This is a genomic window from Xanthomonas sp. JL1 (genome assembly GCF_038405005.1).
This window is the reverse complement of record NZ_JBBYGR010000059.1, coordinates 1-26,352: the sequence shown is the minus strand read 5'-3', so window position 1 is coordinate 26,352 and position 26,352 is coordinate 1. Positions and strand designations below refer to the sequence as shown.

General features: G+C 65.8%; 19 protein-coding genes and 1 pseudogene. 12 read left to right on the top strand and 8 right to left on the bottom strand.

The genetic code is table 11. The annotated features are described in order from the left end of the window. Nucleotides 1-202: 202 nt before the first annotated feature. Both gshB and WJW29_RS14080 read left to right on the top strand, forming a co-directional pair. A complete protein-coding gene (gshB, locus tag WJW29_RS14085) occupies nucleotides 203-1,153 on the top strand; it encodes a glutathione synthase (protein ID WP_011408182.1) in 951 nt (316 codons plus the stop codon). After that, entirely contained in the window at nucleotides 1,150-2,025 is an 876-nt protein-coding gene (locus WJW29_RS14080; RefSeq protein WP_011258506.1) for a TonB family protein, read from the top strand. Before gshB ends, WJW29_RS14080 begins: the two co-directional genes overlap by 4 nt. Before the next feature lie 293 nt (nucleotides 2,026-2,318). Here WJW29_RS14080 and WJW29_RS14075 read toward each other — a convergent pair whose 3' ends face one another. From WJW29_RS14075 to mrcB, 5 genes are all read right to left on the bottom strand, one after another. Continuing rightward, the gene (locus WJW29_RS14075) at nucleotides 2,319-3,233 is read right to left on the bottom strand and encodes an ADP-ribosylglycohydrolase family protein (protein WP_011258505.1); all 915 of its coding nucleotides are present in this window, start codon (nucleotides 3,231-3,233) and stop codon (nucleotides 2,319-2,321) included. Next, entirely contained in the window at nucleotides 3,230-3,949 is a 720-nt protein-coding gene (gene tsaB, locus WJW29_RS14070) for a tRNA (adenosine(37)-N6)-threonylcarbamoyltransferase complex dimerization subunit type 1 TsaB (RefSeq protein ID WP_011408180.1), read from the bottom strand. Before tsaB ends, WJW29_RS14075 begins: the two co-directional genes overlap by 4 nt. 13 nt (nucleotides 3,950-3,962) lie before the next feature. After that, the gene (locus WJW29_RS14065) at nucleotides 3,963-5,990 is read right to left on the bottom strand and encodes an ATP-dependent DNA helicase (protein WP_011258503.1); all 2,028 of its coding nucleotides are present in this window, start codon (nucleotides 5,988-5,990) and stop codon (nucleotides 3,963-3,965) included. Between the two features lie 199 nt (nucleotides 5,991-6,189). Further along, entirely contained in the window at nucleotides 6,190-6,714 is a 525-nt protein-coding gene (locus WJW29_RS14060; protein WP_011408178.1) for a hypothetical protein, read from the bottom strand. A gap of 13 nt (nucleotides 6,715-6,727) precedes the next feature. Then, nucleotides 6,728-9,172, bottom strand: a complete 2,445-nt coding sequence (gene mrcB, locus WJW29_RS14055) for a penicillin-binding protein 1B (RefSeq protein WP_011258501.1) — start codon at nucleotides 9,170-9,172, stop codon at nucleotides 6,728-6,730. Between the two features lie 241 nt (nucleotides 9,173-9,413). On the opposite strand from mrcB, the gene WJW29_RS14050 reads away from it, so the two are divergent. After that, the gene (locus WJW29_RS14050) at nucleotides 9,414-11,516 is read left to right on the top strand and encodes a glycosyltransferase (protein WP_011408177.1); all 2,103 of its coding nucleotides are present in this window, start codon (nucleotides 9,414-9,416) and stop codon (nucleotides 11,514-11,516) included. Nucleotides 11,517-11,848: 332 nt separating this feature from the next. On the opposite strand, the gene WJW29_RS14045 is transcribed toward WJW29_RS14050, so the two are convergent. Next, nucleotides 11,849-13,291 (bottom strand): hypothetical protein, encoded by a 1,443-nt coding sequence (locus WJW29_RS14045; RefSeq protein WP_027703398.1) that lies wholly within the window; start codon nucleotides 13,289-13,291, stop codon nucleotides 11,849-11,851. A 268-nt stretch (nucleotides 13,292-13,559) separates the two neighbouring features. Continuing rightward, nucleotides 13,560-15,746, bottom strand: coding sequence for a bifunctional (p)ppGpp synthetase/guanosine-3',5'-bis(diphosphate) 3'-pyrophosphohydrolase (locus WJW29_RS14040; RefSeq protein WP_012445331.1), 2,187 nt, complete (start codon nucleotides 15,744-15,746; stop codon nucleotides 13,560-13,562). Between the two features lie 289 nt (nucleotides 15,747-16,035). Between WJW29_RS14040 and pqqA the strand changes: the two genes are divergently transcribed. The 9 genes and pseudogenes from pqqA (at nucleotide 16,036) to WJW29_RS13995 (ending at nucleotide 25,888) form a co-directional block, all read left to right on the top strand. Beyond that, entirely contained in the window at nucleotides 16,036-16,116 is an 81-nt protein-coding gene (gene pqqA / locus WJW29_RS14035; protein WP_002812057.1) for a pyrroloquinoline quinone precursor peptide PqqA, read from the top strand. An 83-nt stretch (nucleotides 16,117-16,199) separates the two neighbouring features. Next, nucleotides 16,200-17,099, top strand: coding sequence for a pyrroloquinoline quinone biosynthesis protein PqqB (pqqB, locus tag WJW29_RS14030; protein WP_011258497.1), 900 nt, complete (start codon nucleotides 16,200-16,202; stop codon nucleotides 17,097-17,099). Beyond that, nucleotides 17,096-17,848, top strand: a complete 753-nt coding sequence (pqqC, locus tag WJW29_RS14025) for a pyrroloquinoline-quinone synthase PqqC (protein ID WP_041182064.1) — start codon at nucleotides 17,096-17,098, stop codon at nucleotides 17,846-17,848. The genes pqqB and pqqC overlap by 4 nt, the downstream gene beginning before the upstream one ends. Continuing rightward, nucleotides 17,845-18,123: a pyrroloquinoline quinone biosynthesis peptide chaperone PqqD gene (gene pqqD / locus WJW29_RS14020; protein WP_011408173.1), complete on the top strand. Its 279-nt coding sequence runs from the start codon at nucleotides 17,845-17,847 to the stop codon at nucleotides 18,121-18,123. The genes pqqC and pqqD overlap by 4 nt, the downstream gene beginning before the upstream one ends. Beyond that, on the top strand, nucleotides 18,120-19,238 hold the full coding sequence (gene pqqE, locus WJW29_RS14015) for a pyrroloquinoline quinone biosynthesis protein PqqE (protein WP_011408172.1): 1,119 nt from the start codon (nucleotides 18,120-18,122) through the stop codon (nucleotides 19,236-19,238). Before pqqD ends, pqqE begins: the two co-directional genes overlap by 4 nt. Nucleotides 19,239-19,300: 62 nt before the next feature. After that, the gene (locus tag WJW29_RS14010) at nucleotides 19,301-19,813 is read left to right on the top strand and encodes a hypothetical protein (protein WP_011408171.1); all 513 of its coding nucleotides are present in this window, start codon (nucleotides 19,301-19,303) and stop codon (nucleotides 19,811-19,813) included. 428 nt (nucleotides 19,814-20,241) lie between these two features. Next, nucleotides 20,242-21,756: a PhoPQ-activated protein PqaA family protein gene (locus WJW29_RS14005; protein WP_041182063.1), complete on the top strand. Its 1,515-nt coding sequence runs from the start codon at nucleotides 20,242-20,244 to the stop codon at nucleotides 21,754-21,756. Nucleotides 21,757-22,056: 300 nt separating this feature from the next. Beyond that, a pseudogene (locus WJW29_RS14000) lies at nucleotides 22,057-23,096 on the top strand (glucokinase family protein). A gap of 101 nt (nucleotides 23,097-23,197) precedes the next feature. Next, nucleotides 23,198-25,888: a TonB-dependent receptor gene (locus WJW29_RS13995; protein ID WP_113114244.1), complete on the top strand. Its 2,691-nt coding sequence runs from the start codon at nucleotides 23,198-23,200 to the stop codon at nucleotides 25,886-25,888. Between the two features lie 142 nt (nucleotides 25,889-26,030). On the opposite strand, the gene WJW29_RS13990 is transcribed toward WJW29_RS13995, so the two are convergent. Next, on the bottom strand, nucleotides 26,031-26,352 hold a 322-nt coding region (locus WJW29_RS13990), incomplete at its 5' end, for an IS5/IS1182 family transposase (RefSeq protein ID WP_075242545.1).

Below are 26,352 nucleotides of genomic sequence, written 5' to 3'. Positions count from 1 at the left end.
GAAACTGCATGTATATCCCAAGACCAGCATCGACTGTCAAGGGCGCATTGCCGGGGCCCCGCCAGGCGGACGTTCCGACCACGTCTGGGCGCGTCCCGGCCGGCAAGTCGCGCACTACGACCCGCCGGGCGCGCCATCGCCCATCGCTTGAAGTTACCATCGGCAAGTTACCATCGGCAGCTTGTTCGAAAGGTTTAGCCCCATGTCGCTCGACGTCGTCGTGGTGATGGATCCCATCGCCTCCATCAAGATCGCCAAAGACACCACGTTTGCCATGCTGCTGGACGCCCAGCGCCGTGGCCACCGCCTGCATTACGTGCGCCCGGGCGGGCTGAGCCTGCGCGAAGGCCGCGCGGTGGCGCAGGTCGCGCCGCTGAGCGTACGCGAAGACAAGACCAACTGGTTCACGCTGGGCGAGTTCGCCGAGCTGGAATTCGGCCCCGGCCAGGTGGTGTTGATGCGCAAGGACCCGCCGGTGGATGCGGAGTTCGTCTACGACACCCAGGTGCTAAGCGTGGCGCAGCGCGCCGGCGCGCAGATCGTCAACGACCCGCAGGGCCTGCGCGACTACAACGAGAAGCTGGCAGCGCTGCTGTTTCCGCAGTGCTGCCCGCCCACCCTGGTCAGCCGCGATGCCGCCGCGCTCAAGGCCTTTGTGTTGGAGCATGGTCAGGCGGTACTCAAGCCGCTGGACGGCATGGGCGGGCGCTCGATCTTCCGTAGCGGCACCGGCGACCCCAACCTCAACGTGATTCTGGAAACGCTGACCGACGGCAACCGCAAGCTGACCCTGGCGCAGCGCTTCATCCCCGACATCAGCGCCGGCGACAAGCGCATCCTGCTGGTGGACGGCGTGCCGGTGGATTACTGCCTGGCGCGGATTCCGCAGGGCGACGAGTTCCGCGGCAACCTGGCGGCCGGCGGGCGCGGCGAAGGCCGGCTGTTGTCCGAGCGCGACCGCTGGATCGCGGCTCAGGTGGGCCCGGAAATGCGCCGCCGCGGCATGCGCTTCGTGGGCCTGGATGTGATCGGCGATTACCTGACCGAGGTCAACGTCACCAGCCCCACCTGCGTGCGCGAGCTGGATGCCCAGTTCGGCCTGAACATCGCCGGGCTGCTGTTCGACGCGATCGAGGCAGGCGCCGCGCAATGAGCACGGCCGCGGCGCTGCCGGCACCGATGGACGACGGTCGCCGGCTGATGATGACGCTGGTGATCTCGCTGCTGTTGCACGGCGTGCTGATCCTGGGCGTGGTGTTTGCGGTCAGCGAAGACGCGCCACTGGTGCCAACCCTGGATGTGATCTTCAGCCAGACCAGCACACCGTTGACGCCCAAGCAGGCCGACTTCCTGGCCCAGGCCAACCAGCAGGGCGGCGGCAATCACGACACCGCGCAGCGCCCGCGCGACAGCCAGCCGGGCGTGGTGCCACAGGACCGCACCGGGCTGGCGCCACAGGCACAACGCGCCACCAGCGTGAACGCGCCGGCGCCGACCCAGACCCGCGTGGTGACCAGCCGTCGCGGCGAGCAGGCCGTGCCGACGCCACAACCCAATCCGCAGACCGACCCACTCACTCCTGCAGATGCGCAACGCTTGCAGCGCGATGCCGAAATGGCCCGGCTCGCAGCCGAAGTGCATTTGCGCTCCGAGCAGTACGCCAAACGCCCGAACCGCAAGTTCGTCTCGGCCAGCACCCGCGAATACGCATATGCGAACTATCTACGCGCCTGGGTGGACCGCGCCGAGCGCGTGGGCAATCTGAATTATCCCGACGACGCCCGCCGCCGCCGGCTGGGCGGCAAGGTCGTCATCAACGTGGGCGTGCGCCGCGACGGCAGCGTGGAAAGCAGCAGCGTGCTGGTCTCCAGCGGGGTTCCGCTGCTCGACGATGCCGCATTACGCTTGGTGCAACTGGCGCAGCCGTTCCCGCCGCTGCCCAAGACCAAGGACGATGTGGACATCCTGCAGGTCACGCGCACCTGGTTGTTCCTGCCCGGCGGCGAGCTGCACGACGATCGCTGAGGTAGCGGGCGCGTTGCTTGCGCCGCGCATCGCGCCACACCCTGGCGGCGCTGACCTGATAAACACTGCAATGCGGCGGCAAGGCCGCTGCGGCGACGCGCGCGATCCGCACAGCGTCCACTGCGATAGCGAGGCAGAGACAGCACGCACACCGCCACGCGCGTGCACCAGTCTGGCACCGCAATCACGCCTGATCGGGCCGCCCCCCCCCATCAAGGGCCGCAAGCACGACGCCGGCGCTTCACCTACAGCGTGCTGCATACGTGCCGGTCCGTTGAATCGTGGCTGCGGCCTCAGGCCACTGACGCCGCCTCGTACAACCGGTCTGCCAGCACAACAATCTCTGCCGCATCCTGCACGCGTTCGCGCCAGGCGGCCGGGATGCCGTCGATGCCGTAAAACGCGCCGGCGAGCTGCCCGCAGATCGCTGCGGTGGTGTCCGCATCGTCGCCCAGGTTGGCGGCACGCAGCACGGCCTCGGCACAGCTCTCGGTGGTGGCGAAACACCACAGCGCTGCCGACAGCGAATCGATGACATAGCCCATACCGCAGATCTGCGCGGCGGGCACGGCGACATGGTCGCGGATCGCCAATGCGTGGACTGCAGGCGTCAGCGACGTTTCCGGTTGCGCATGGAGCACCTGATCGCGCGTGCCTCCAAGCAGCGCGGCGCGCAGCTGGACCGCGAACAGCCGGCAGGCATCCAGTGCTTCGGCAGCGGCATGGGTGGTGCGCGAACTGTCGTCCGCGCGATCGGCCAGTTGGTCAGGACACTGCGCGTCATACATCGCCACCGGCGCCAGCCGCATCAACGAACCATTGCCAGCCGAGCGCGGATCGGTGCCGCCGCCGAAGGCCGGGCCGCCATCCAGATAGCGCTCCAGCGCCTGGCGCACGGTCGCACCGATATCGCAGCAGGCACCGGTACTGCTGAGCTGACCGTGCTGGTACCAATTGCAATCGCGGTTCATCTGATCGGCCGCGTCGAAGCCCTGCCGATGCAGCAGGCTATGCGCCAGGCACAAGGCCATCGAGGGGTCGTCGGTCCACTGCCCGGCCCGCAAGGCAAACGGGCCGCCGCCGTGCATGTCGTCGATCGGCGTGAAGCTGCCCGGCGCGCAGAATTCGAGCGTGGTGCCTAGCGCATCGCCCACCGCCAGACCGAGCAGGCAACCGCGAAAACGCGCATGCCGGGCAGCATCGGTCATGGCGATGCGCCGGCCGCCTTCGCGGCGCGGGCGGCCTGTTGCTCGACCAGGGTGAGCGCGACGTTGTCGCGCAGGTAGGCCGGCTCCACCCGCTCCGGCGCCACGCCTTGGCCGCGCCGCAGGGCCGGCACCGCGAGCGTGAGCAGATCGGCGGCACGCGGCAGCGCGGCGGCATCGACACTGGTCAGGCGCGTCGCAAAGCGCTGTTGCAGCAGCGCATCGGCAGCCGCCAGACCGGTGCCGACAGCGGCCATGCGCTGCGCCGTATCGGGCAGCACGAGTGCTTCCGGCGCGCAGACCACTTCCGGCGCCAGTTCCAGCACCGTGTCGTCACCGCGCGCGAAGACACCGGCATACACCTCGCCCATGCGCGCATCGATGCAGGCCAGTACATGGCTCGCTTCGGCCGGCGCGCGCAGGGCCAGCACCTGCAACGTGGAAACGGCCAGCACCGGCACATCCAGCGCCAAGGCGATGCCCTGCGCAATGCCGATCGCCAGACGCACGCCAGTGAACGCGCCAGGGCCACGGCCGACCGCAATCGCATCGAGCTGGCGGCGCGTAATACCTGCCTCGGCCAGCAGCTGCTCGGCCCAGGGCAGCGCCAGTTCGGCGTGGCGGCGCGGCGCCAGTTCGAAGCGCTCGATCACGCGACCGTCGACGTGCACGGCGACGGAACAGGCTTCGGTGGAGGTCTCGAAGGCGAGGACGTTCATGGCAGGGCCGCAGTCAGAAAGAATAAGAAGATCGATCATCGCCGAACGGCAACGCGAGTACGCCATTGTCGCCCACCGCCTCTGCAACACCAAAAAACGCTTGCACATCGGCTATGGCGTGGGTGCGCGCAAATGGCGGCAGCGATTTCATGAAGGTGCGTCCATAGCTTTTGTTGACCAGCCGCGGGTCGCACAGCACCAGCACGCCACGGTCGGTTTCGCTGCGAATGAGTCGACCCACGCCCTGCTTGAGCGCGATCACCGCCTGCGGCAGCTGCTCGTCGCGGAACGGGTTGCCGCCCTCGCGGCGAATCGCATCCAGGCGCGCTTCGAACACCGGGTCGTCGGGCGCGGCGAACGGCAGCTTGTCGATCACCACCACGCTCAAGGCATCGCCGACCACGTCCACGCCCTCGCGGAAACTGGCCGAGCCCAGCAGCACACCGTTACCGGAATCGCGGAAGCGCTGTAGCAAGGTCGCGCGCGGCGCCTCACCCTGCACGAATAACGGCCACGGCGCACCGCGCAAGGCTTCGGCCGCTTCGCGCAGCGCGCGGTGCGAGGCGAACAATAGAAACGCACGGCCTTTGGAGGCTTCCAGCACCGGCGTCAACGCACCGATCAGCGCAGTGCCAAACCCGCGTGCGGCCGGATCGGGCAGGTTCGGCGGCAGATAGCACAAGGCCTGACGCGCCCAATCGAACGGGCTGGGTTGCAGCAAGGTCACCGGATCATTCAAACCCAGACGCTGCGCAATGTGGTCGAACTCGCCGCCCACCGCCAGCGTGGCCGAGGTGAATACCCAGGCTGCATGCGATTTTTCGCGATGCTCGCGCAACGGGCCGGATACATCCAGCGGCGTGCGCTGGCAGCGGAAGCCGCGCGGGCTGAGTTCGTACCAGAGCACATCGTTGTCGACGGTCTCTTCTGGCGGATCCTGCGCGAAATCAGCTACTGACACGTCTTCGCCCAACCAGCGCGACAGGCGATTCAAGGCTTCTTGCGCACGTGCGGTGCAGCCATCGAAGCCAGGCGAGGCCTCACGCAAAGGCAGCAGGGATTGGCCCAACCGTGCCAATGACGACAGCACCGCGTCGAACCCTTCGCGCACCTGCGGCTTGGCCAGCGCACGCCATTGCGTGCCACGCGCCGGCAACCCCTCCATGCCGGCGCGCAGGCTGCGCAAGGCGTCGTCCAGAGCCAGGATCGGCGCCTGCAGGCTGGCTTGCGCGCCGGCCACCAGGCGCGCTTCGACCATGCAGTCGCGCGCCAGCTCCTGCCACGGCCGCATGCCGAAACTTTCGCCGAAGAAATTGGCCGCCAGCTCCGGCAATTGATGCGCTTCGTCGATGACGAAGGCCTGCGCGCCAGGCAGGATTTCGCCGAAGCCTTCCTGCTTGAGCGCCAGATCGGCCAGCAGCAGATGGTGATTGACCACCACCAGATCGGCCGCTTGCGCACGCTGGCGCGCTTGCACCACGAAGCACTCGCTATAGAACGGGCATTCGGTGCCCAGGCAGTTGTCGACGGTGGAGGTCACCATCGGCAGCAGCGGCGAGTCGTCGGGCAAGGCTTCGAGTTCGGCCATGTCGCCGGACTGGGTGCGCCCGCTCCAGGCCACGATGCGCTGGAACTGCGAGACCTGTTCGGGCGTGGCAAAGCGCGGCTCACCGCGCGCCTGCTGGGTGCGGTACTTGCACAGATAGTTGGCGCGGCCCTTCAGCAACGCGCTACGCAGGCCCACGCCCAGCGCGGCGCGCACGCGCGGCAGATCGCGATGGAACAGCTGATCCTGCAGCGCGCGCGTGCCGGTGGAAACGATGGTCTTGAGCCCGGACAGCAGCGCCGGCACCAGATAGGCGTAGGTCTTGCCGGTGCCGGTGCCGGCCTCTGCCAGCAACACATCGCGCTGCTCGAATGCCTCGGCAATCGCTCCGGTCAGGCGCAACTGCGCAGCACGTGGCGCGAAGGCGTCGAGCTGACGCGCAAGCGCCCCACCCTCGCTGAGCGCTTCGATGCTGACAGTGGCAAGTTGGGACATGAGACCAAACGGAAAGCGCAGAGGAAGCGCGACAGCCTAGCGCGTGCGCAGTGATGCGGCTGGGTGTACGTGACGGAGTGCAGCCAGGCGCAGGCACGCTGCCCGCACTGCATGCCCAACACCCGCTTCACGCCAGACGCGATTCCGTCAGCGACCGGTGGTCTGTCGTCAGGCGGTACGCCCCGCCGAGTGGCAGATCTCAGTACCGCTTCAGGCCCGGCACCGTGCAGCCAGCGATCTGCGCCCTGGCCGAGGCAGCATTCTCCTTCTCGCCTCGCGCCAGCCGCGACTGCTCGATGGTGGCCCAGTGGCGACGGCACAGCGGACCGGTCTTGGAGCCAAGCGCGATCGCCTGCTTGGCGAAGCGCTCGGCGGCCGGCCAGTCGGCCTGCAGCACGGACACTTCTGCGCGTTCCTGCAGAATCGCCGGGTCGCCCGACACCAGGCCCAGCGCCTGATCCAGCGCCGCGGCGGCGCCGGCCAGATCGCCGGCCTGACGCTTGCTCTTTGAGGTGTCGCGCAAATCATCGACCTGCGGGTCGCGCAGCGGCTGCACCGACAGCTCGGTGTCGTCCACGCCAGCGTCGCGTTCGATCAGCAACAGCCGCTGGGTCGGGGTCGTCGGGTCCACCGGCGTCGGTGGCGGTGCGGGCGGTGCGGTGACGCAGGCGGTGACTGCGGCCGATACGGCGATCATGACCAGCAAACGGTGCATTCGGTTCATGGGTGACTCCAAATCAATGCGCCGGTGGGGCCGTGGCAGGCGCCGGGGCGGGTTGTTCGGGCTTCTTTTCCAGACCGAAGAAGCGGCGCCAGCCACCGCCGCTGGATTGTTCGGCGGGTGCGGCCGCTTCGCCGGGCGCAGCTTCGATCGATGGTGCATTGCCGGCACACGGGGCGTAGGCCGGCGTGAAGCCGACCACGAACGGGAACTGGCGCGCGCCCGGGCAACCGGGGTCGGTCACGCCGGTACCGCTGGCGTCCACCCACTGCCAATCCAGGCCTCTGCCGCTGACCTTCAATGGCGCACTCGGCAGGCGGGCGAAGATGCTCGACCACACCCGCATCGCGCCGGTGGCGCCATACAGGCCGGTCTCGGCGTTCTGGTCGTTGCCCATCCAGATCACCGCCAGGTGGTCGCCGGTATAGCCGGCATACCAACTGTCGCGACCATCGTTGGAGGTACCGGTCTTGCCGGCCGACGACAAGCGACCCAGGCCATCGCCCAGCAGCTGGCGCGCGGTACCGTTGCTGACTACCTGCTGCAGACCGATGCTGATCAGGTTGGCAGCCACCGAATCGCCTTCCTGCGCCGGTGCCGGGGTCTTGTCGTAGCGCTTGAGCAGCTTGCCCTGCGGATCGAGCACACCGCGCACCGCGTGCAGCGGCTGGATCTCGCCGCCGGCCGCCAGGAACTGGTAAAGCTGCGCCATGCCATACGGGCTCTGGTCGGTCGTGCCCAGGATCAAGGCCGGATTGGGCTCGGCCTTGATGCCGGCCAAGACCTGGATCAGTTGCGCGATGCGGTCTGCGCCGACCTGCATGCCCACCCGCACCGTGGCCTGGTTGTAGGAATGCGCCAGCGCATCGACCAGACGCACAGTGCCGTGGCTGCGGTTGTCGGAATTGCCGGGCGACCAGGTCCTGCCGCGGCTGAGCTGCACGGTGACCGGCGAGTCGTCGACCCAGCTGGACAGCGCCCAGCGGTCCGGCGAGGCCAGCGCCAGCATGTACACGAACGGCTTGAGCAACGAGCCCACCTGCCGCTGCGCTTCCACCGCACGATTGAAGCCCGGCTTGGCCACCTCGCGGCTGCCGACCACCGCCAGCACATCGCCGTTGTGCACGTCGGTGAGCACCAGCCCGGCCTGCAGCGGCGGGCGCTTCTTGTTGTCCAGCCGCTTGATGGTGCCGGTGACCGCCCCTTCGGCATACGCCTGCGCAGACGGCGACATGCCCGTGAGCACGCTCATGCCGGCGCCCTGCAGGACGCCTTCCGGGTAATCGTGCGCCAGCTGGCGCCGCACCAAGTCCACATAGGCGGGGAAACGATTGGCTGCGACCAGGCCGGGCTCGGTGGGCACGCCCAGCGGCGCGGCCAGCGCGCGCTTGTACTCGGCGTCGTTGATCAGGTTGTTTTCGTGCAGCTTGCCGAGCACGAAATTGCGCCGGTCCAGCGCGCGCTCCGGGTTGCGCCGCGGGTCGTAGTACGACGGCCCCTTGACCAGCCCGATCAACAACGCGATCTGCTCGGTGGTCATCGAATTGAGTTCGCGGCCGAACCACAGCTCGGCGCCCGACGACACACCGTGGATCGCCTGCCCGCCGCGCTGGCCCAGATACACCTGGTTGAGATAGGCCTCCAGGATGGTGCGCTTGTCGTAACGCGCCTCCATGATCACCGCGTACAGGATCTCGTTGAACTTGCGCGTCAGCGTCTGTTCCTTGCCGATGCCGAGCAGGCCGCTGCGGGCCAACTGCTGGGTCAGCGTGCTGGCACCCTGGCGAACCTGGCCGCCGGAGCGCGCCATGATCCAGGCCGCGCGCACCATGCCACTCAGATCGATGCCGTGGTGGCTGTTGAAGTCGCGATCTTCCACCGCCTGCAGGCCGGTGACCAGCAGCTCGGGCACTTCTTCCATGCGCACCAGGCGGCGTTCTTCCTGCTTTTGGCCGTACAGGGTGGCAATGCGCGCCGGGTCCAGGCGTGCGCTTTCGAGCGCTTTGCGGTCGCCGGCGTCGCGCAGCGTGGCCACGCGCCCGCCCGCCAGGCTGACGTCGATACGGCGCGCCGGCACATGCCCATCCACATCGATATAGCCGCGGCTGGCGATGGTGAAGCGGCTGCCGTCCTGCTGATAGGTGCCAGGCAGCTTCGCCTGACCGTCGTCACTGTACGACGCCGCATCCAGCTCGGTCTTCAGCGTGGCCGCATCCAGCGCGATGCCGGGCACCAGCACCAATGGCCGCCCGTACACGCGGGTCGGGATCTGCCAACGCAACTCGCCGAAGCGCTGGGTGACCTGCTTGTTCAGATATACCGTATAGGGAATCAGGAAACCGAGCGCCAGCGCGAACGCGGCAAATCCCCAGACGATGAGTCTGCGTTGCCAGCGGGAGCCTTGCGCGTTGGTATCGTCCTCGAAATCGTCGGGAGCGTCGTTGTCGTGGCGTCGGGGCACAGGAATGCGAGGATGTAGAGTCCGGCGAGTCTAGCGCAGCGCTGTCATGGCTGTGACCCACCGCACCCGTCGACCGTTAAGAGCCGCTAACAAAACGACCAACGCCGCTTCGCTGGGAGCGACGTGTTCTCGGCAGCAGCGGGCACGGCTCGTACACTGCGTTGGCAGACGCACCAATTGCCTCGCCCCCGCGCTCTGCTCGCCACGTTTCACTGCCATACCACGCTGGAGTTCCAACGCAATGTCGATGTCTTTGGCCGATGCGCGCTATCTGTTCAATCGCATCCTTGGCCTGATCCACCGCAGCATGGCCAGCATGCGCACGCGCGGCTGGCGCGCCACCTGGCAGCGTATTCGCGTCCACACGCAGGCGCCGCCGGTCGCGCTCGGCACGCCGTTGTGGCTGCCGCAACCCGCCCCGTTCGCCGCATTTGCGCTGCCGCACAGCGCCGCGCCGCGGGTGTCGGTGGTGATTCCGGTCTACAACCACATCGCACATACCTTGGCTTGCCTGCGCTCGCTGGCGGCGCATCCGCCGCTGGTGGATGTGGAAATCATCGTTGTGGACGACGGCAGCAGCGACGCCACCGCCGAACAATTGCCGCAAGTTGCCGGCCTGCACTATCACCTGCGTGCGAGCAACGGTGGCTTCATTGCCGCCTGCAATGACGGCATTGCGCTGGCGCGTGGCGATTTCGTGGTGCTGCTCAACAACGACACCATTCCGCAGCCCGGCTGGCTGGATCGGTTGATCGACACCTTTGCCCAGCATCCAAGCGCCGGCCTGATCGGCGCGCAACTGGTCTACCCGGACGGGCGGCTGCAGGAATCCGGCGGCGTGGTGTTCGGCGATGGCAGCGCCTGGAGTTACGGCCGCTTCGAATCGTCCGACGACCCGCGCTATGCATATGTGCGGGCGATGGATTACTGCTCGGGCGCGGCCATCGCGCTGCCACGCACGCTGTTGCAGACGCTGGGCGGGCTGGATCGGCGTTACATGCCGGCGTACTACGAAGACACCGATCTGGCGTTTGCGGTCCGTGCAGCGGGTTACCAAGTGCTGGTGCAGCCGGCCAGCGTGGTGGTGCATGACGAGGGCACCAGCAACGGCACCGATACGCGCACCGGGGTGAAGGCCTATCAGGTGCGCAATCAAAACGTCTTTGCCGAAAAGTGGCAGCAGGCGCTTAAAGCGCAGTTGCCGGTGGGCACCGTGCCCGGGCCTGCACTGCTGCACCGCGGCCAGCGCCAGGTATTGATCCTGGACGAGTGCGTACCGCAGCCGGACCGCGATTCCGGCTCGCTGCGGCAGTTCAACCTGATCCGCCTGCTGCGCGAAGAAGGCGCCCACGTTGTCTTCGTGCCGACCCGCCGCGAACATGCCGGGCGCCATACGCAGGCATTACAGCAACTCGGCGCCGAAGTCTGGTACGCACCGTTTCTCGAAGGCGTCGGCAGCTGGCTGCGCACGCACGGTGCGCGGTTTGCGGTGGTGCTACTGGTACGCCACCACGTCGCACATGCCTGTCTGCCGTTGCTCAAGCAATACGCGCCACAGGCGCGCACCTTGTTCGATACCGTCGACCTGCATTACCTGCGCGAACGCCGCGGTGCCGAGGTGGCTGGCGATGCCAATCTGCTGCATGGCGCAGAACGCACCCGCCTGCGCGAGCTCGAGATCATGGCGGCCACCGATGTCACCTTGCTGGTGTCGGCCGCAGAACAGGCGCAACTGCGCACAGATGCGCCGCACATTCGCACGGCCCTGCTTTCCAACCTGCATGACGTCGCCGGCAGTGGCCACAGCTTCGCGCAACGCCGCGACCTGGTGTTCGTCGGGGGCTTTCGTCATCCGCCGAATGTGGATGCGGTGCAGTGGTTCATCAGCGCCATCTTTCCGCAGGTCCGTGCACAGCTGCCCGATGTGGTGTTTCATTGTATCGGTGCCGACCTGCCTGACGCCTTGAAATTGTTGGCCGACGAGTGCACCGGCGTGCAGCTGCACGGTCACGTTCCGGATCTGGTTCCGTTCATGGACAACGCACGTATCGCGGTGGCACCGCTGCGTTTTGGCGCGGGCGTCAAAGGCAAGATCAATCTGAGCATGGCGCACGGCCAGCCGGTGGTGGGCACCACCTGCGCGGTGGAAGGCATGCACCTGCGCGATGGCGAGGATGTGTGCGTGGCCGACGATGCAAACGCGTTCGCCGCTGCGATCGTGCGTCTGTATCAGGACGCAGCGCTGTGGCAGCGTCTGGCCGATAACGGCTTGCGCAACGTGGCCGAGTATTTTTCGCTGGATGCAGCGCGCGCGACGGTGCGGGCGTTGTTTATTGCGGAGTGAGCAGGTGGTTGTGTGCGGAGGGTGGACGGAGCCTGTGCGCCGCACCACCGCACAATGCGCCGCCTGACTGATCATTCATCCATCGGCATGGAGACCGATCGCCAGGCTTCGCACGCACCCTCATCCGCCCCTTCAGGGCACCTTCTCCCGGTGGGGGAAGGAGTGCGCTTAGCAGATTCACTGCGCTTTTGTTTTAGAGGCGACACAGCGTGTCGCGCGTGCGCTCGCCCCGCAGTTCCGGCGCTTGCGATGTCATCGGATAGGGGCTTTGAAGCCTCGTTTGAGTTACAGGTTCGGCAAGCTCCGAAGTTGCCGACACCGCCAGCAACCACTCAACGCTGCTCGGCGACGGCCTTGACCCGTCGCGTGAACTCCGCCAATTCCGGCAGTTCGGGATCCAGTTGGTGCGCTTCGTCCTGCGCACGGCGGGCGAATGCGGCGTCCTCCTGGCCCAGCCGTTCGCTTCCGACCGCAACCCAGCGTTGTGCAAGGCGGCGACGCGCGCCGGCCAGGGCATCGGCATTGGGTGTCAGTGCCTGCCAGGCATCGAGACACCCACGCGCGGCACGCAGGCGATTGTTGCGCAGTTCGTCCTCGAAACAACGCTGGCTTGCCGGCACCACGCGCGCCGCAGCCTGCAGCACGCGCGGATCGCGCGGTGCCAGCGCCTGCGCGGCGCGTACCGCGTCGTAGGCGCTGACGCCAGGCGGGGTCATCCAGTGTTGCTGCGCTTGGGCATCGGCAACGCGCTGCAGCAATGCCCGCAGACGGCGCTCGCGGGTGCCGCGCGACAGGCCCGCGGTTGGGCCGCGCTGGGCGTCTCGCGCGCGCGCAATCGCCTGCTCGGCCTGCACAATGGATGTAGCGCCCGGCACCAGCAGCTGCGCCTGACGGACTGATTGCAGCGCATCGTCGAAGTGAAAATCCGCCGCTTGCCGGCTAGCTTGTGCGGCGTACTCGTCCGCCACCTGATCGAGGCCTCGCTGGGCGATTGCATCGTCCGGCTCGGCCACCAGCACCGCGTTGAAATCGCGCGCAGCCGGAGCCAGGCGGCCACGGCGTAGCAAGGCCTGTGCACGTTGGCGGCGTTGTTCCAGCACGCGGTGGTACTGGCCTTCGGTCAGCGGCATGTCGACATGCCCGGCGTCGTAACGCTTGGCTGCGGCCAGCAACGCCGACGCCTCACCGAGCGCATCGCGCGCCAATGCGTGGCGTGCCTGCGCCAACAGATCGGTCAAGGCGTCTTCGCGACCTTCCAGGGCGTCGGTGCGATCGGGCGCCAGGGCCAGGATGCGCTGGTACAGCGGCAACGCGCTGTCGGGCGTGCCGTCCAGGCGACCTTGCTGCTGGGCCATCGCCGCCTGCGCCAATAAGGCATCCAGCCCGACCCGGCGCGCCTGCAGCGCGTGCAGCCGCGCGGCCACTGGGGCGATCTGTGCCTGCGGCGCTTCCAGGGCGGTGGCCAGCGCCAGCCTGCGTTGCGCTGCTGCGACATCGCCGGCCGCGATTGCCGCACGCGCCTGCACCACTGCGGCAGCGCCGGTCCGCGCCAGCCCGGCACGGGCTTCCCCACGGTCGCTATCCAACGCAAGCGCGGCGGCGAACAATTCGCGCGCACCGCTGCCATGGGCAGCGCTAAGCTGGCCGCGGGCCAATGCGGCATCGCCCCGCTGCAGCAATTGCTGGATGCGCGTGTCCGGCCACAGCCAATCGGCCAGCGGCTTGCGCAGCACGACCACGGTCAGCAACAGGCAGGCGCACAAGGCCAGTACCACGCGCCAGAGCGCACGACTGCGCAGTGGCACCCAGAGACGGGGCGATCTGACCCAGCGCGGGAGCAGAGACATGCGGTGGCGTCCATCCTTGGCGCGACCTGACGGGGGGGCGTTCACCGCCTTATGGTAGCGGTGTGGGTTGCGAAGGCGGTGTGGGCTCTTCGGGATTCGGGATTCGGGATTCGGGATTCGGCAGGCAAGCACAACTCACGTCCCTTGCGTGCTGTTTGTTTCCAATCGATGGGCGCCAGCAAAATTTTCGGCGCGCTCAGCCTAGCCGCCGTACCTCGCTCACTCCGGGCAGCGCGTCCAGCTTGCCAAGCAGTCCGGACAGCTGGTCGTAATCGCTCACCTTCAGGCGCAAGCGCAGCTGCGCCCTGCCCGTGTCGCGCACGTTGTCGCTATTGATTTCCAGCACGTGCGCGTCTTCCTGGGCGATCAGGTTGGTGATGTCCTTGAGCAGCCAGCGGCGGTCCACCGCGCGCACCTGCACATCGACCTCGTAGCCGGTGCCGGCCTTGCCCCACTCCACCGGCAAGACCCGCTGCGGGTGGGCGGCGGCCAAGCGCGCCAATGCCGCGCAATCGGTGCGATGCACGGTGATGCCGCGGCCGCGGGTGAGGTAACCGGCAATCGGCTCGCCCGCCACGGGTTGGCAACACCGCGCCAGCTGCACCAGCAGGTTGCCCACGCCCTCCACGGTGAATTTGGATTTGCCCAACCCCTCGCGACGCGCAGTCGGCCGCGGGGGCGCCGGTACCGCCGGCTGCGAGGCGGCACGCTCGGCTTCCAGTAATGCGCGGCTGACCTGATTCGGCCCGGTATCGCCCAATGCCACCTGGATATACAAATCGTCGATGGTGTCGGCGTGGAATTTGCGCGTGGCCACGCTCAGATCCGCATGCTGGAGGCCCAGGCGTTTGAGCTCGCGATCGAGCAAATCCTTGCCGGCCTGCACGTTGCGCGCGCGGTCCAGCTTGTGGAACCACGCACGCACCTTGTCGCGCGAACGCCCGCTGGCCAGAAAACCGTTGGAGGCCAGCAACCAGTCGCGGCGCGGGTCCGCTTCCTTCGCGGTCATGATCTCCACACGGTCGCCGCTGCGCAGCCGGTAGGTCAGCGGCACGATGCGGTCGTTGACGCGCGCGCCGCGGCAGCGATGCCCGACCATGGTGTGCACGTGGTACGCAAAATCCAGCGGCGTTGCGCCTTGCGGCAGATCGATCACCTCGCCCTTGGGGGTCAGCGCATACACGCGGTCTTCGATCAGCTCGGCATCCAGCGCGCCGGCCAGTTCGCCGTGCTCGCCTTCCTGCACCTGTTCCAGCAGCTGGCGCATCCACAGAATCTTGCGGTCGAAGGCCTTTTCGCCGCCCTTGCCGCCTTCCTTGTATTTCCAGTGCGCAGCCACGCCGAGTTCGGCCTGGGCGTGCATCTCATGGGTGCGGATCTGGATTTCGATCGTGCGCCCTTCCGGGCCGACCACCGCGGTATGCAGCGAGCGATAATCGTTGGCCTTGGGCCGGGCGATGTAATCGTCGAACTCGCTCGGCACCGGCGCCCACAATGAATGCACAGCGCCCAGCGCGGCGTAACAGGCCGCCACATCGTCGACCATCACCCGCACCGCGCGGATGTCGTATAGCTGATCGAACGACAGCCGCTTCTTCTGCATCTTCCGCCAGATGCTGTAGATGTGTTTGGGCCGCCCGCTGACGTCTGCGCGCAGGCCCTGCTGGGCGAGCGCCGCCGACAAGGTGCGCTTGACCGCTTCCAGATAGCGCTCGCGCGCCACGCGGGTTTCGTCCACTTCGCGGGCGATGCGGCGATAGGTGTCAGGCTCCAGATGCCGGAACGCCAGATCTTCCAGCTCCCACTTCACCTGCCAGATGCCCAGCCGGTTCGCCAGCGGCGCGTGGATGTCGCGCGTGAGTTGGGCCAGTGCATGGCGCTGTTCTTTACTGAGACGGTCGGCCACACGCATGCGCGACAGCTGCCGCGCCAACAGGATCGGCACCACGCGCAGGTCGTGGATGATGGAAAGCAGCAGTCGCCGCAACCCTTCGCTGTTGCGCCCGGCCTCGCGCCCGGCATGCAGCGCCCAGACCTGATCGGCTGCATCCAGGCCATCCAGCAATCCTTCCACTGCCACCCGCCGCTCCGCCGGCTGCCACGGCAGGTCGGTCACCGCGCCGCGCAGCGCGGGCAGATCGAACAGCAATGCTGCAATCAATGTGGCCTCGTCGGCCGCCAGCAGCGCCAGTGCGTCCAGGGTGTCGCCAAGCAGGGCCCACGGCACGTTATCGGTCTGCGCGGGCGGCAGCTCCTGCCAGGCCCGCGCCAACGCTTCGCGCAATGCCGGGGAAATGGAGGCCACGGCCGGGCGCTGCAACAAAGCCTGCAGGCGATCGAATGAGGAACTGGTCACAACAGTGGACACGGTGGCGGGCACCAACAGATGGCTGATGACTACGGTAACGTGCGCGTCACCTTCTCCACAACGCGTGGTGGTACCGCGTTCGCAATGCGAGAAGGGTCTGGTGCTTATGCCAGGTTCACCCGGCAACGTCTTGATTCATAACCGCTCGGCCTGGAAAGCGGAATAGCGCCGCAAACGAAAATCGGCACCGACGCATTTTTTTACATGCCCTTTACAACTGCGCCAAACCGCCTGCCTATGCTCAGGCCACTTCGCCGGTTGCATCCAGCAACCCGCGACGTTTTCCCAACTGCGAGGTAGCCGAATGAAGACCTGGAAGAAGCCTGTCGTTCGTGAAGTCAATTGTGGCGCCGAAATCAACTGCTACGTCTCCGGCGAGTTTTGATCCTGCACGTTTCATACTCACCTTGCCGCCTTCCGTGTGATGCATGACCGGCAGTTGCCGGCAGATTTAGGTCACAGCTCTCCATGCGCATCATTGTTTTGGGATCGGCGGCCGGCGGTGGGCACCCGCAGTGGAATTGCCATACACCCGCGAGTCTGCGGGCGTGGCAGCAAGCAGACGGTGCCCAACGTCGTACCCAGGCCAGCATCGCGGTCAGCGCAGACGGCGAGCGTTGGGTGCTGATCAACGCCTCACCCGATTTCCGCCAACAAATTCTCGCAACGCCTGCCCTGTGGCCGCAGCAGGGACTACGACATTCGCCGATCAAGGCGGTGCTGCTGACCAGCGGCGAGATCGACCACATCGCGGGGCTACTCTCGATGCGCGAAAGCCAGCCGTTCGCGCTGCATGCCAGCCGCCGCGTGCTGGACTTGCTCGCGCAGAATCCGATCTTCGACGCCGTGAACCCGCAGTACGTGAGCCGGCAGCCATTCACGCTGAACGCGCCACTGACAGTAAGCGGGCTGCAGCTGACCCCATTCTCTGTGCCCGGCAAGGTGCCGTTGTTCATGGAATCGCGCAGCGGCGGCGATCTGGCTGGCTCTCAAGAAGAAACACTTGGGCTCACCATCGACGATAGCCAGCACCGCGTGCATTACATCCCCGGTTGCGCGGCGATGACCGACGCCTTGCGCGCCCGACTGCACGGCGCCGAGCTGGTGTTCTTCGATGGCACGCTATGGCGCGACGACGAAATGGTGCAGCTAGGCATCAGCCAGAAAACCGGCCAACGCATGGGCCATATGAGCATCGACGGCCCTGAGGGAACGATCGCCGCATTCGCGCCGTTGAACGTGGCGCGCAAAATCTTCATCCATCTCAACACCACCAATCCCGTGCTCAACACCCAGTCGCCCGAGTTCGCCACCGCGCGTGCCAGCGGTTGGGAAGTTGCCCACGACGGCCTGGAGATCGCTCTGTGAGTGCGCTGCTCAGCCCCGATCAACTGGAAGCAGACCTGCGTGCCATCGGTGCGCGTCTGTATCACGACCAGCATCCATTCCATGCGCTGTTGCATCACGGCAAGCTCGATCGTGGGCAGGTGCAGGCCTGGGCCTTGAACCGCTTCGAATACCAGCGCTGCATTCCATTGAAGGACGCCGCGATCCTGGCGCGCATGGAAGACCCGGCGCTGCGGCGGATCTGGCGCCAACGCATCGTCGATCACGACGGCAACAGCGCCACCGATGGCGGCATCGCGCGCTGGCTGCATCTGACCGACGCGCTGGGCCTGGACCGCACGCTGGTGGAATCCGGGCGCGCGCTGCTGCCCGGTACCCGCTTTGCGGTGCAGGCGTATCTGCAGTTCGTAAGCGAAAAAAGCCTGCTCGAAGCGATCGCCTCGTCGCTGACCGAACTCTTCGCGCCCAACATCATCGGCCAGCGCGTGGCCGGCATGCTCAAGCATTACGACTTCGTGTCGTCCGACGCGCTGGCCTATTTCGAGCATCGTTTGACCGAGGCGCCACGCGATTCGGATTTCGCGCTGGATTACGTCAAGCAACATGCCGATACGGTCGAAAAGCAAGCGCTGGTCAAGGCAGCCCTGCACTTCAAGTGCTCGGTGCTGTGGGCGCAGTTGGATGCATTGCATGTGGCCTACGTGACCCCAGGCATCGTGTGGCCGGATGCCTTCGTGCCGGACCGCGACGCCAGCCGGGTCGCAGCGTGAGCAGCATTACTCGCGATAGCCAGCCGGCCCTGCGTGCAGGCGTGCGCTTGCAGCACGACCGCACACGTGATCAGTGGGTGCTGCTCGCACCCGAACGCGTGGTCGAGCTGGACGAGATCGCATTGGTGGTCGCGCAACGCTACGACGGCACGCGCTCGCTGGCACAGATCGCACAGGAGCTGGCTGCAGAGTTCGATGCGGACGCGGCGGATATCGAAGCCGACGTGATCGAACTCACCGCCACCCTGCAGCAGAAACGTCTGCTGCGGCTATGACCACTGCGCCGCCACCGCTGTCGGTGTTGCTGGAACTGACCCACCGCTGCCCGTTGGCGTGCCCGTATTGCTCCAACCCGATTGCGCTGGCCGCGCTGCGTGAAGAAATGGACACCGCCGGCTGGCGCTCCTTGCTGGAGCAGGCCGCCGAGATGGGTGTGCTGCAAGCGCATTTTTCCGGTGGCGAACCGATGCTGCGCAAGGATCTGCCCGAGCTGGTGGCGCATGCGCGCACGTTGGGGCTGTACAGCAATCTGATCACCTCCGGTGTCGCTGGCGGCGAGCCGATGCTGGACCAACTGCAGGCAGCCGGGCTGGAACACGTGCAGTTGAGCGTGCAGGACGTGGATCCAGCCGGCGCCGACCGCATCGCGGGCTACCGCAATAGCCTGCCGAAGAAGCGCGACTTCGCTGCAGCCGTACGCGCGCGCGGCCTGCCGCTGACGATCAACGCGGTGCTGCACCGTCATAACGCCGAGCGCGTGCCGGGCATGATCGCGCTGGCGCTGGAATGGCAGGCCGAGCGCATCGAAGTGGCGCACACCCAGTACTACGGCTGGGGCCTGCGTAATCGCGCTGCGCTCATGCCCAGCCGCGAGCAACTGATGGCCACCATCGACGCGGTGGACACCGCGCGTCGCGAGCTCGGCGACAGCCTGGCAATCGATTTCGTCACTCCCGATTACTACGCGCGCCAGCCCAAGCCCTGCATGGGCGGCTGGGGCCAGCGCTTCGTCAATATTTCTCCGCGCGGGGATGTGCTGCCCTGCCATGCCGCCGAAACCATCGAGGGCATGCGCTTCGACAATCTGCGCGAGCGCGCGCTGGCCGATATCTGGAACAACGGCGAGGCGTTCGTGCGCTTCCGTGGCACCGCGTGGATGCCGGAGGTCTGCCAGGGCTGCCCCAAGCGCGAGATCGACTGGGGCGGCTGCCGCTGCCAGGCGCTGGCGCTCAGCGGCAATGCCGCCACGCTGGACCCGGTGTGCGAACGTTCGCCCGCACATGCACAGGTACGCGCGACTGCCGAGCGTGAGGCGGCAGCGCCGGCGCCGGAGTTCATCTACCGCCGCCCCGAACGCCCGGCCCCAGCCACCGCCGACACGCTGGAGTAAGCCGCATCGGCCCGCGTCAACAGCGTCTACACTAGCCGCGTCTTCTTCCTTGGATGGCTTCCATGTCGCGCGTGCGCCGCATTCCCTTGCTGGTCTGTCTGACCCTGGCATTGCATGCCGCCCCCGCCCTGGCGCAACGCGCGGTGCAAGGCGATCTGCAATCGCAAATGAGCGCCGAACAATTCAAGGCCGCCGGCCTGGACAAGCTCAATGCCAGCGAGCTGGCCGCGCTCAATGACTGGCTGCAAGGCAAGGTCGCCAAGGAGGCCGCGGTGGTGGTCGAACAGGCCAAGGAAGCCGGGCGCCAGGAAGTGATCGTCAAGAACCGCGGTTTCTTCGACTTCGGCAGCAAGGAGCCGATCGAGAGCACGTTGGTTGGCGAGTTCAGGGGCTTTTCGAAGGGGAGCGTCTACACGCTGGCGAACGATCAGCAGTGGGAGCAGACCGATGCTGCCAGCCTGTCCGGTGTGCGCAAGGACGCCCCCAAGGTCAAGATCAAGCCGGGTCTGGTCGGCGTGTGGTATCTGCAGATCGAGGGCTACAACACACCGGCAAAGGTGCGGCGGATCAAGTAAGCCCACGAGCTCACATCGCGCGGCTGCCGATGGCGGGCGCCGCGCTTGGAAGTGACACGCGCTACGCGAATCCGGCCGCCACGCGTTGCGCCCGTGACATGCAACTGCCACCGCTGCATTGATCGCCTGCTGCAGAGCAGTGCACGCGCAAGTTAGCGTTGATCCCGGCAGACGAGCCGCAAACCTGGCCGCGACCCCACCACGCTCGGCGCAGCTGAAGCGACGCACGCGATCATCGCACTCAGCATCAGTGAAGACGCAGCCCCTGCGCGACAGCGATAGCTGCGGTGCTCGGTAGCACTAGATACCACGTACACTTCCGCTCACACTGCGCCCAACACACCCAGCTGACGCGCCTGCTGGCCACGTCTTTCCCGCGCGATTGCCCGCAAACACGCGGGCCGCCGCCCGACATACGGAGAATATGCATGTGCCCGATGACCCGTTGCAGCGTCGCCTTGCTGACGTCCCTGATGTTTTTCGCAGGCGTCGCGCCCGCTGATTCAGCCGTTCCTGCCGCGCCACCGGTGGAGCGCTGCGCGCGTGCACCCGAGGTGGGCTTCGCCCAGGCGCTGGTGTGTTACCACGACGCCATCGAACAACAGCCACTGATCTACACGCGCGTTGGCACCAGCAACGTTACCGGTGTCGAGCGGCGCGATTACCTGCTGACCTCGCAAGACTGGTCGCCCGAAGGACTGGTCACGCCGGCACGTTGGCAGCACGACGTGGCGATCTACGTGCCGAAAGAGGCGCTGCCTACCCGCGCTGTGTTGATCTCAACCAACGGCACGCGTCATCCGCTGGATGGCAGCACAGCGCAGCCGTCCAGCGAACTGCCGCCCGAGGCATTGGCGGCCTTGGCGCAGCGCACCCGCACCGTGGTGATCGCGCTCAGCGATATTCCCAACCAAGCGCTCAACTACCAAGGCGATGCCAACCCACGTCGCGAAGATGACAGCGTGGCCTATACCTGGTCGCTGTTTCTGAAAGCGCCGCAGCAACGTATGACCATGCCGCTGCATGTGCCGATGGCCGCTGCGATTGCACGCACCATGAGCCTTGCCGAGCGCGAATTGGCACCGTTGCGAATCCATCGCTTCGTCCTTGCCGGCGCTTCCAAACGCGGTTGGGCCAGCTGGCACGCCACCATCGCCGACCAGCGTGTGGAGGCGGTGGTGCCGTTCGTGATCGACATCCTCAACATGCCGGCAGTGCTGGAGCATATGTCGCGTACTTATGGCGGCAATTGGCCGATTGCCTTCGACGCCTACGCGAAACAGGGCATCACCTCGCAACTGCAGACGCCGGCCTTCGCGCAACTGGTGCAGTTGCAGGATCCACTGCGCTATCTGGACACCCCCTATCGCAAGCGGCTGGCAGTACCCAAGTACATCGTCAATGCCAGCGGCGACGATTTCTTCCTGCCGGACAACACCCAGTTCTTCTACAACGCGCTGCCGGGCATCAAGGCGCTGCGCGTACTGCCCAACAGCGCGCACAACATCCGCGCCTCCATCGTCGACACTCTGGCGCCGTTTATCACGCGGCTGCAACAGCAGCGCCCGCTGCCGCAGGTGAGCGATACCTTGCATCCGGGCAAGGCGCCGCAGATCCGCTTCCGCTCCTCCGAGCCGCCAACGCAGCTGCAGCTGTGGAGCGCGACCAATCCGCAAGCGCGCGACTTTCGCTACGCCTGCGGCATTCGCTACAGCTCCACGCCTATTGCACACGCCAACGGCGGCACGGTCTCGGTGCCGGTCCAGGTTCCGGACGACGGCTGGAGCGCGTACTTCGTCGAAGCCACCTACGCGGATGGGTTTGTTTCCACCAGCCAGACCTATGTGCTCGGCAAGCAGCGCTACCCCACCCAGGCGCCGCCCACCGACCACGCGGCCTGCAGCACGTTGCCTGGGGCGACCAGCGGTGCTGCTGTGCGTTGAAGCACGCTTTGACGTTTCGGGAGTTAGCGACAGCCGACTAAAACGCGTGGCGGCCAGCTGAGCGCAACGCACGCGCTTACCGGGCCCGCCTGGTATTTGACCACGGTGTGCGTTGGACGTATTTGTCCGCCTTGCGCAACGCAGTCCGCACAGACAACGCCAAATTGCACATTTTTTCACTTGAGCACGCCAGCAAGATCGATCCAACCCAACTGATCCATTAACATCGTTGTCACCGACTTCTACACAGGCCCGTACTCGCTGACGGCATCGGCCACCAGACGGACCGAAGGACTGAATGTGGCTGCGATTTCGCGTTCCGCTGACGTCTCTGCTTCGCCCGCTGTCCCGGTTGCTACCAGCTTCATCGCTGCCGATGTCGGCGGCGCGCATGTGCGTCTAGATCATATGGTGCAGGCCAGCGATGCAGCGATCGCGCTATCGCATTACCGCAGCTATCGCTGCGCCGAACACGCCAGTCTGGAAGCCATCCTCGGGGACTTTCTGCAGCAACAGCGTGCTGTCGATGCGGTGGTGATCGCCAACGCCGGCGTGGCACTGGACGATGGCAGCTTCCTCTCAGCAACACCCTGCCGTGGACGATCTCGCCAAGCCGCATCGGCGCCGCGCTCACGGTGCGCAACGTGCACCTGGTCAACGACTTCGACGCAGTCGCCTACCCGGCACCGCAGATGGAACAACGGGCCGTGCTGCAACTGAGCGGGCCTACGCCGCGCCACGCCCGCACCACCGGGCCGATTCTGGTGGTCGGCCCCGGCACGGGTTTGGGGGCAGCAGTGTGGATCGATGCCACGCCGCGCGCGATCTCGTGCTGGCCACCGAAGCCGGTCAGCTCGCGCTGGCCGGCACGCGTGAGCAAGAACGCGCATTGCTGCAACTCCTGTTACGCGGCCGGCACTATCTGCCGCTTGAGCACGTACTCTCCGGCCCGGGTCTGCTGCATCTGGATCACGCCGTGTGCGAGCTGCATGCCGCAGCACCGCGTCATCGCCTGCCCGCCGCCGTGACGCACGCGGCGCTGTACGAAGACGATGCGCTGGCGCGCGCATGATTGCAGCTTTTTTTGCGGCCTGCTTGGAAGCGCGGTCGGCGACATGGCGCTGGCCTGCGACGCTGCCGGCGGTATCTATCTGGCTGATGGTTTCCTGCCGACGATCGGCCAGTTCCTGGCCGGCAGCACATTCGCCGAACGCTTTCTGGCCAAGGGCAACATGCGCGCAGTGCTCGAACGTATCCCGATCAGGTTGGTCGAGCACGGGCAACTGGGCGTGCTTGGCGCGGCGAACTGGTATCTGCAACACCATACTCACCTGGCGTAAGCGATCCACTACGCGCTCTACCCCGAGCACGCGTCTGCAAGACCCGCATCCGGCGAGCAGCAGCCCGCCGTCCATCCCTGTGCGTGATGAGGAGAGACATCATGAAATACAGCACGACCCTGCTGCCCAGCGCCATTGCAATGTCGCTGGCATTCGCTGCGCAAGCCCAGGACAGCGCTGGTGCGCAAGCCACCGATCTGGACGCCGTCCAGGTGGTCGGCATCCGTGCCAGCCTGGAAAAATCGCTCGATACCAAACGCAACAACACCGGCATTTCCGAGGCGATCACCGCCGAGGACATCGGCAAATTCCCAAGTACCAACGTGGCCGAAGCGCTCTCGCAGATTCCCGGCGTCACCTTGGACAGACGCTTCGGGCAAGGCGAGCGCGTGAGTATCGACGGCACCGACCCCAGCCTCAATCTGTCGTTCCTGGATGGGCACCCGCTCGCACAGGCGATCTGGTTGTACGGCGAACAGCCCAGCCGCGGTTTCGATTACACCTTGCTGGCCCCGCAGATCCTGGGCCGTGCAGAAATCCTCAAGTCGTCCGAAGCGCGCCTCACCGAAGGCAGCCTGGGCGGCACGGTGCTGATGCATACACGACAGCCGTTGGATCTGAAGGTCAACGAAGTGGCCGCGTCCATCGGCTACAGCGATAGCGACCAAGCCAGTCAGGACAAACCAAACGCCGCACTGCTCTACAGCTGGAAGAACGCGGCCGAGACCTTCGGCATCGCAGTGTCGGCGCAGCATTACGAAGAACGCGTGGACCGCCGCGGCATGGAAGTCTTTGGCTATGTACCGGCCAGGACCTTCGCCAATGCCGCAGGTGGCGTGCCGGCCGATGCGGATGTGCCGAACTCCATCAACGCGGCCTGGTTCCAGCAGGATCGCGAGCGCGATAGTGCCGTGGTCAACCTGCAGCTCACGCCCAGCGATGCGCTGGAGTTCAATCTAAGCGGCCTGTACATCAACGAAAACTTCGACAACTACAACCAGTCGATGTACAGCTTTCTCACCTGGAATCCCGGGACGGTGGCCGCGGTGGACCAGCTCGGCGGCGTCCGTAACGGGGTGGTCACCAGTGGTCACTCCAGTGCCAATGCCAATGCCAATGCCAATGCCAATGCCAATGCCAGTGCCAATGCCAATGCCAATGCCAGCCCGCTAGGCGGCACGGTGATCTACGACAACAACGTACGCGAATCGGAAGTAACCACTAAAGGGCTGGACTTGCGCGGTGCCTTCCGCGGCGACGTTTGGGGTTTAAATGGACAGGTGGGACAGAGCAAGTCCGAGAACAACGATCTCTCGCAATACTTCATCGAGCCGTTCTACAACGGCGGTTTCAGCTGGGACACCCGCCGCGGCATCCGCTTCGACGATCCGGCGGCGGCACGCGACCCAGCCAACTGGGGTTCGGCCGGCGGCTGGTTCGGCAACAAAGGTATTTTTTCCACCGAGAGCAAAGACACGTACGGCCAGCTGGATTTCAATCTGCAGTTCGATGGGGTATTCAATCAATTGCTGTTCGGCGTGCGCCACGGCAAGCATGACGAGCGCTTCGAACTGAATGTTGATGGCGGCGTCACCCCAGGCAAGTTGGCCGATGTCGGCACCATCGGGCTGACCGATCTGCAGGATTTCTATCCCGATCACGGCCAGCATGTGCAGGCGGGCCGCAACAATGTGCTGAACTGGATCCGCAACAGTCCGATCGACGACAACGCCCCCGACCCGGCCAGCTATCTCAACAATAGCTGGGCGCTGGAGCAGACCAACAACGCGGCCTATGCGCAGCTGAACTTTTCCGGCGGCGGTCTGCGCGGCAATCTCGGCGTGCGCTATGTGGATTCCAAGACTGAAGGCAGCGGCTTCGTCTACAGCGGTACGCCCTCGCTCGCCAACGCCGATAGCCTGTGGCAGACCCGTACCCGCAAGGAAGACTTTCTGCTGCCTTCGCTGACGCTGTCGTACGACACCAGCGACGATTGGGTATTCCGCTTCGCTGCGGCCAAGGTCATCGCCTGGGCACCGTACAACCAGATGGTCAACAACACCTTTCTCAACGACACCACGTTGACCGGCAGCGGCGGCAATGCAGAGCTGTCGCCGTATGAATCCTGGAATTTCAACCTCTCTGCCGAGTACTACTTCGCGCAACAAGCGGTGGTGGCGTGGTCGCTGTTTTACAAGAAGATCAACAACTACATCGACACCAGCGCCAGCGTGGAACGCCAATACAACGCACTGCGCGATACCGCACCGCAAAGCTGGGCGCAGCTGGTGGGCAGCAATGGCTGTACCGCCGACGGCTATTGCGACTACAGCATCCAGCGGCCGCGCAATGCCGGCGATGGCAAGGTCAAGGGCTTCAACATCTCCTTCCAGCAGCCGTTCGGCGACAGCGGCTTCGGCCTGACCGCCAATTACACCTATGCTGCCGGCGAAAACAACACCGGCGATGCCCTGCCCTATCAATCGCGCAACAGCATCGCCTTCAGCCCGTACTACGAAAAAGGCCCACTCAATGCACGGCTGACCTACAACTGGCGCGACAGCTATCTGGCGGGCGGGTATGTGGCCGGTGCGGCTCCGGCAAGCGTGGACGACTACGCCGAACTCTGCGCCAGCGTCGGCTATGCGTTCAGCCCGAACTGGTCGCTGCAGGTCGACGCGCAGAACCTGTTGGACGAGCAATACCTGCAGTATCTGGGCGACAAGGACCATCTGACCGGCCGCTACAGGAGTGGACGCCGCTACATGGCCAGCCTGCATCTGAAGTTTTAGCGCAGCTGGCAACATGCCCGCGCTCACGGCCAGGCGAGCGCGGCCGATGCTCGGAATCGGCGCGTCTCCCTTGTACGCGCCGGTTCCGAGTGCGCCGTCCACGCCGACCGAGCGACTGCTTGCTACGGTTTATTAGGGCCTGTTAACACATCCGAAGCCCATCAACGACCAGAACGAAGCTGAGGAAGCCAAGGAACATGACATCCAGCTTCTCGAAGCGCGTGAAAATCCGTCGGTAGCCCTTCAAGCGACGGAACAGCCTCTCCACTTCGTTGCGCCGCTTGTACATTTCCTTGTCGTACTCCCAAGGATCGACCCGATTGGACTTGGGCGGAACCACCGGCACGAAGCCAAGATCGAGCGCCAACTGGCGGGTTTCATTGCCTTCGTAAGCGCGATCCATCAGCAGATGAACCGGCCGCTCCACTGGCCCCAGGTGTTCAAGCAACGCGCGGCCTGCGGGT

What these genes read in the sequence shown, in the direction of transcription:
- gshB (WP_011408182.1), top strand. Translation starts at nt 203, where the DNA reads ATGTCGCTCGACGTCGTCGTGGTGATGGATCCCATCGCCTCCATCAAG.
- WJW29_RS14080 (WP_011258506.1), top strand. Translation starts at nt 1,150, where the DNA reads ATGAGCACGGCCGCGGCGCTGCCGGCACCGATGGACGACGGTCGCCGG.
- WJW29_RS14075 (WP_011258505.1), bottom strand. Translation starts at nt 3,233, where the DNA reads ATGACCGATGCTGCCCGGCATGCGCGTTTTCGCGGTTGCCTGCTCGGT.
- tsaB (WP_011408180.1), bottom strand. Translation starts at nt 3,949, where the DNA reads ATGAACGTCCTCGCCTTCGAGACCTCCACCGAAGCCTGTTCCGTCGCC.
- WJW29_RS14065 (WP_011258503.1), bottom strand. Translation starts at nt 5,990, where the DNA reads ATGTCCCAACTTGCCACTGTCAGCATCGAAGCGCTCAGCGAGGGTGGG.
- WJW29_RS14060 (WP_011408178.1), bottom strand. Translation starts at nt 6,714, where the DNA reads ATGAACCGAATGCACCGTTTGCTGGTCATGATCGCCGTATCGGCCGCA.
- WJW29_RS14050 (WP_011408177.1), top strand. Translation starts at nt 9,414, where the DNA reads ATGTCGATGTCTTTGGCCGATGCGCGCTATCTGTTCAATCGCATCCTT.
- pqqA (WP_002812057.1), top strand. Translation starts at nt 16,036, where the DNA reads ATGAAGACCTGGAAGAAGCCTGTCGTTCGTGAAGTCAATTGTGGCGCC.
- pqqB (WP_011258497.1), top strand. Translation starts at nt 16,200, where the DNA reads ATGCGCATCATTGTTTTGGGATCGGCGGCCGGCGGTGGGCACCCGCAG.
- pqqE (WP_011408172.1), top strand. Translation starts at nt 18,120, where the DNA reads ATGACCACTGCGCCGCCACCGCTGTCGGTGTTGCTGGAACTGACCCAC.
- WJW29_RS14010 (WP_011408171.1), top strand. Translation starts at nt 19,301, where the DNA reads ATGTCGCGCGTGCGCCGCATTCCCTTGCTGGTCTGTCTGACCCTGGCA.
- WJW29_RS14005 (WP_041182063.1), top strand. Translation starts at nt 20,242, where the DNA reads ATGTGCCCGATGACCCGTTGCAGCGTCGCCTTGCTGACGTCCCTGATG.
- WJW29_RS13995 (WP_113114244.1), top strand. Translation starts at nt 23,198, where the DNA reads ATGAAATACAGCACGACCCTGCTGCCCAGCGCCATTGCAATGTCGCTG.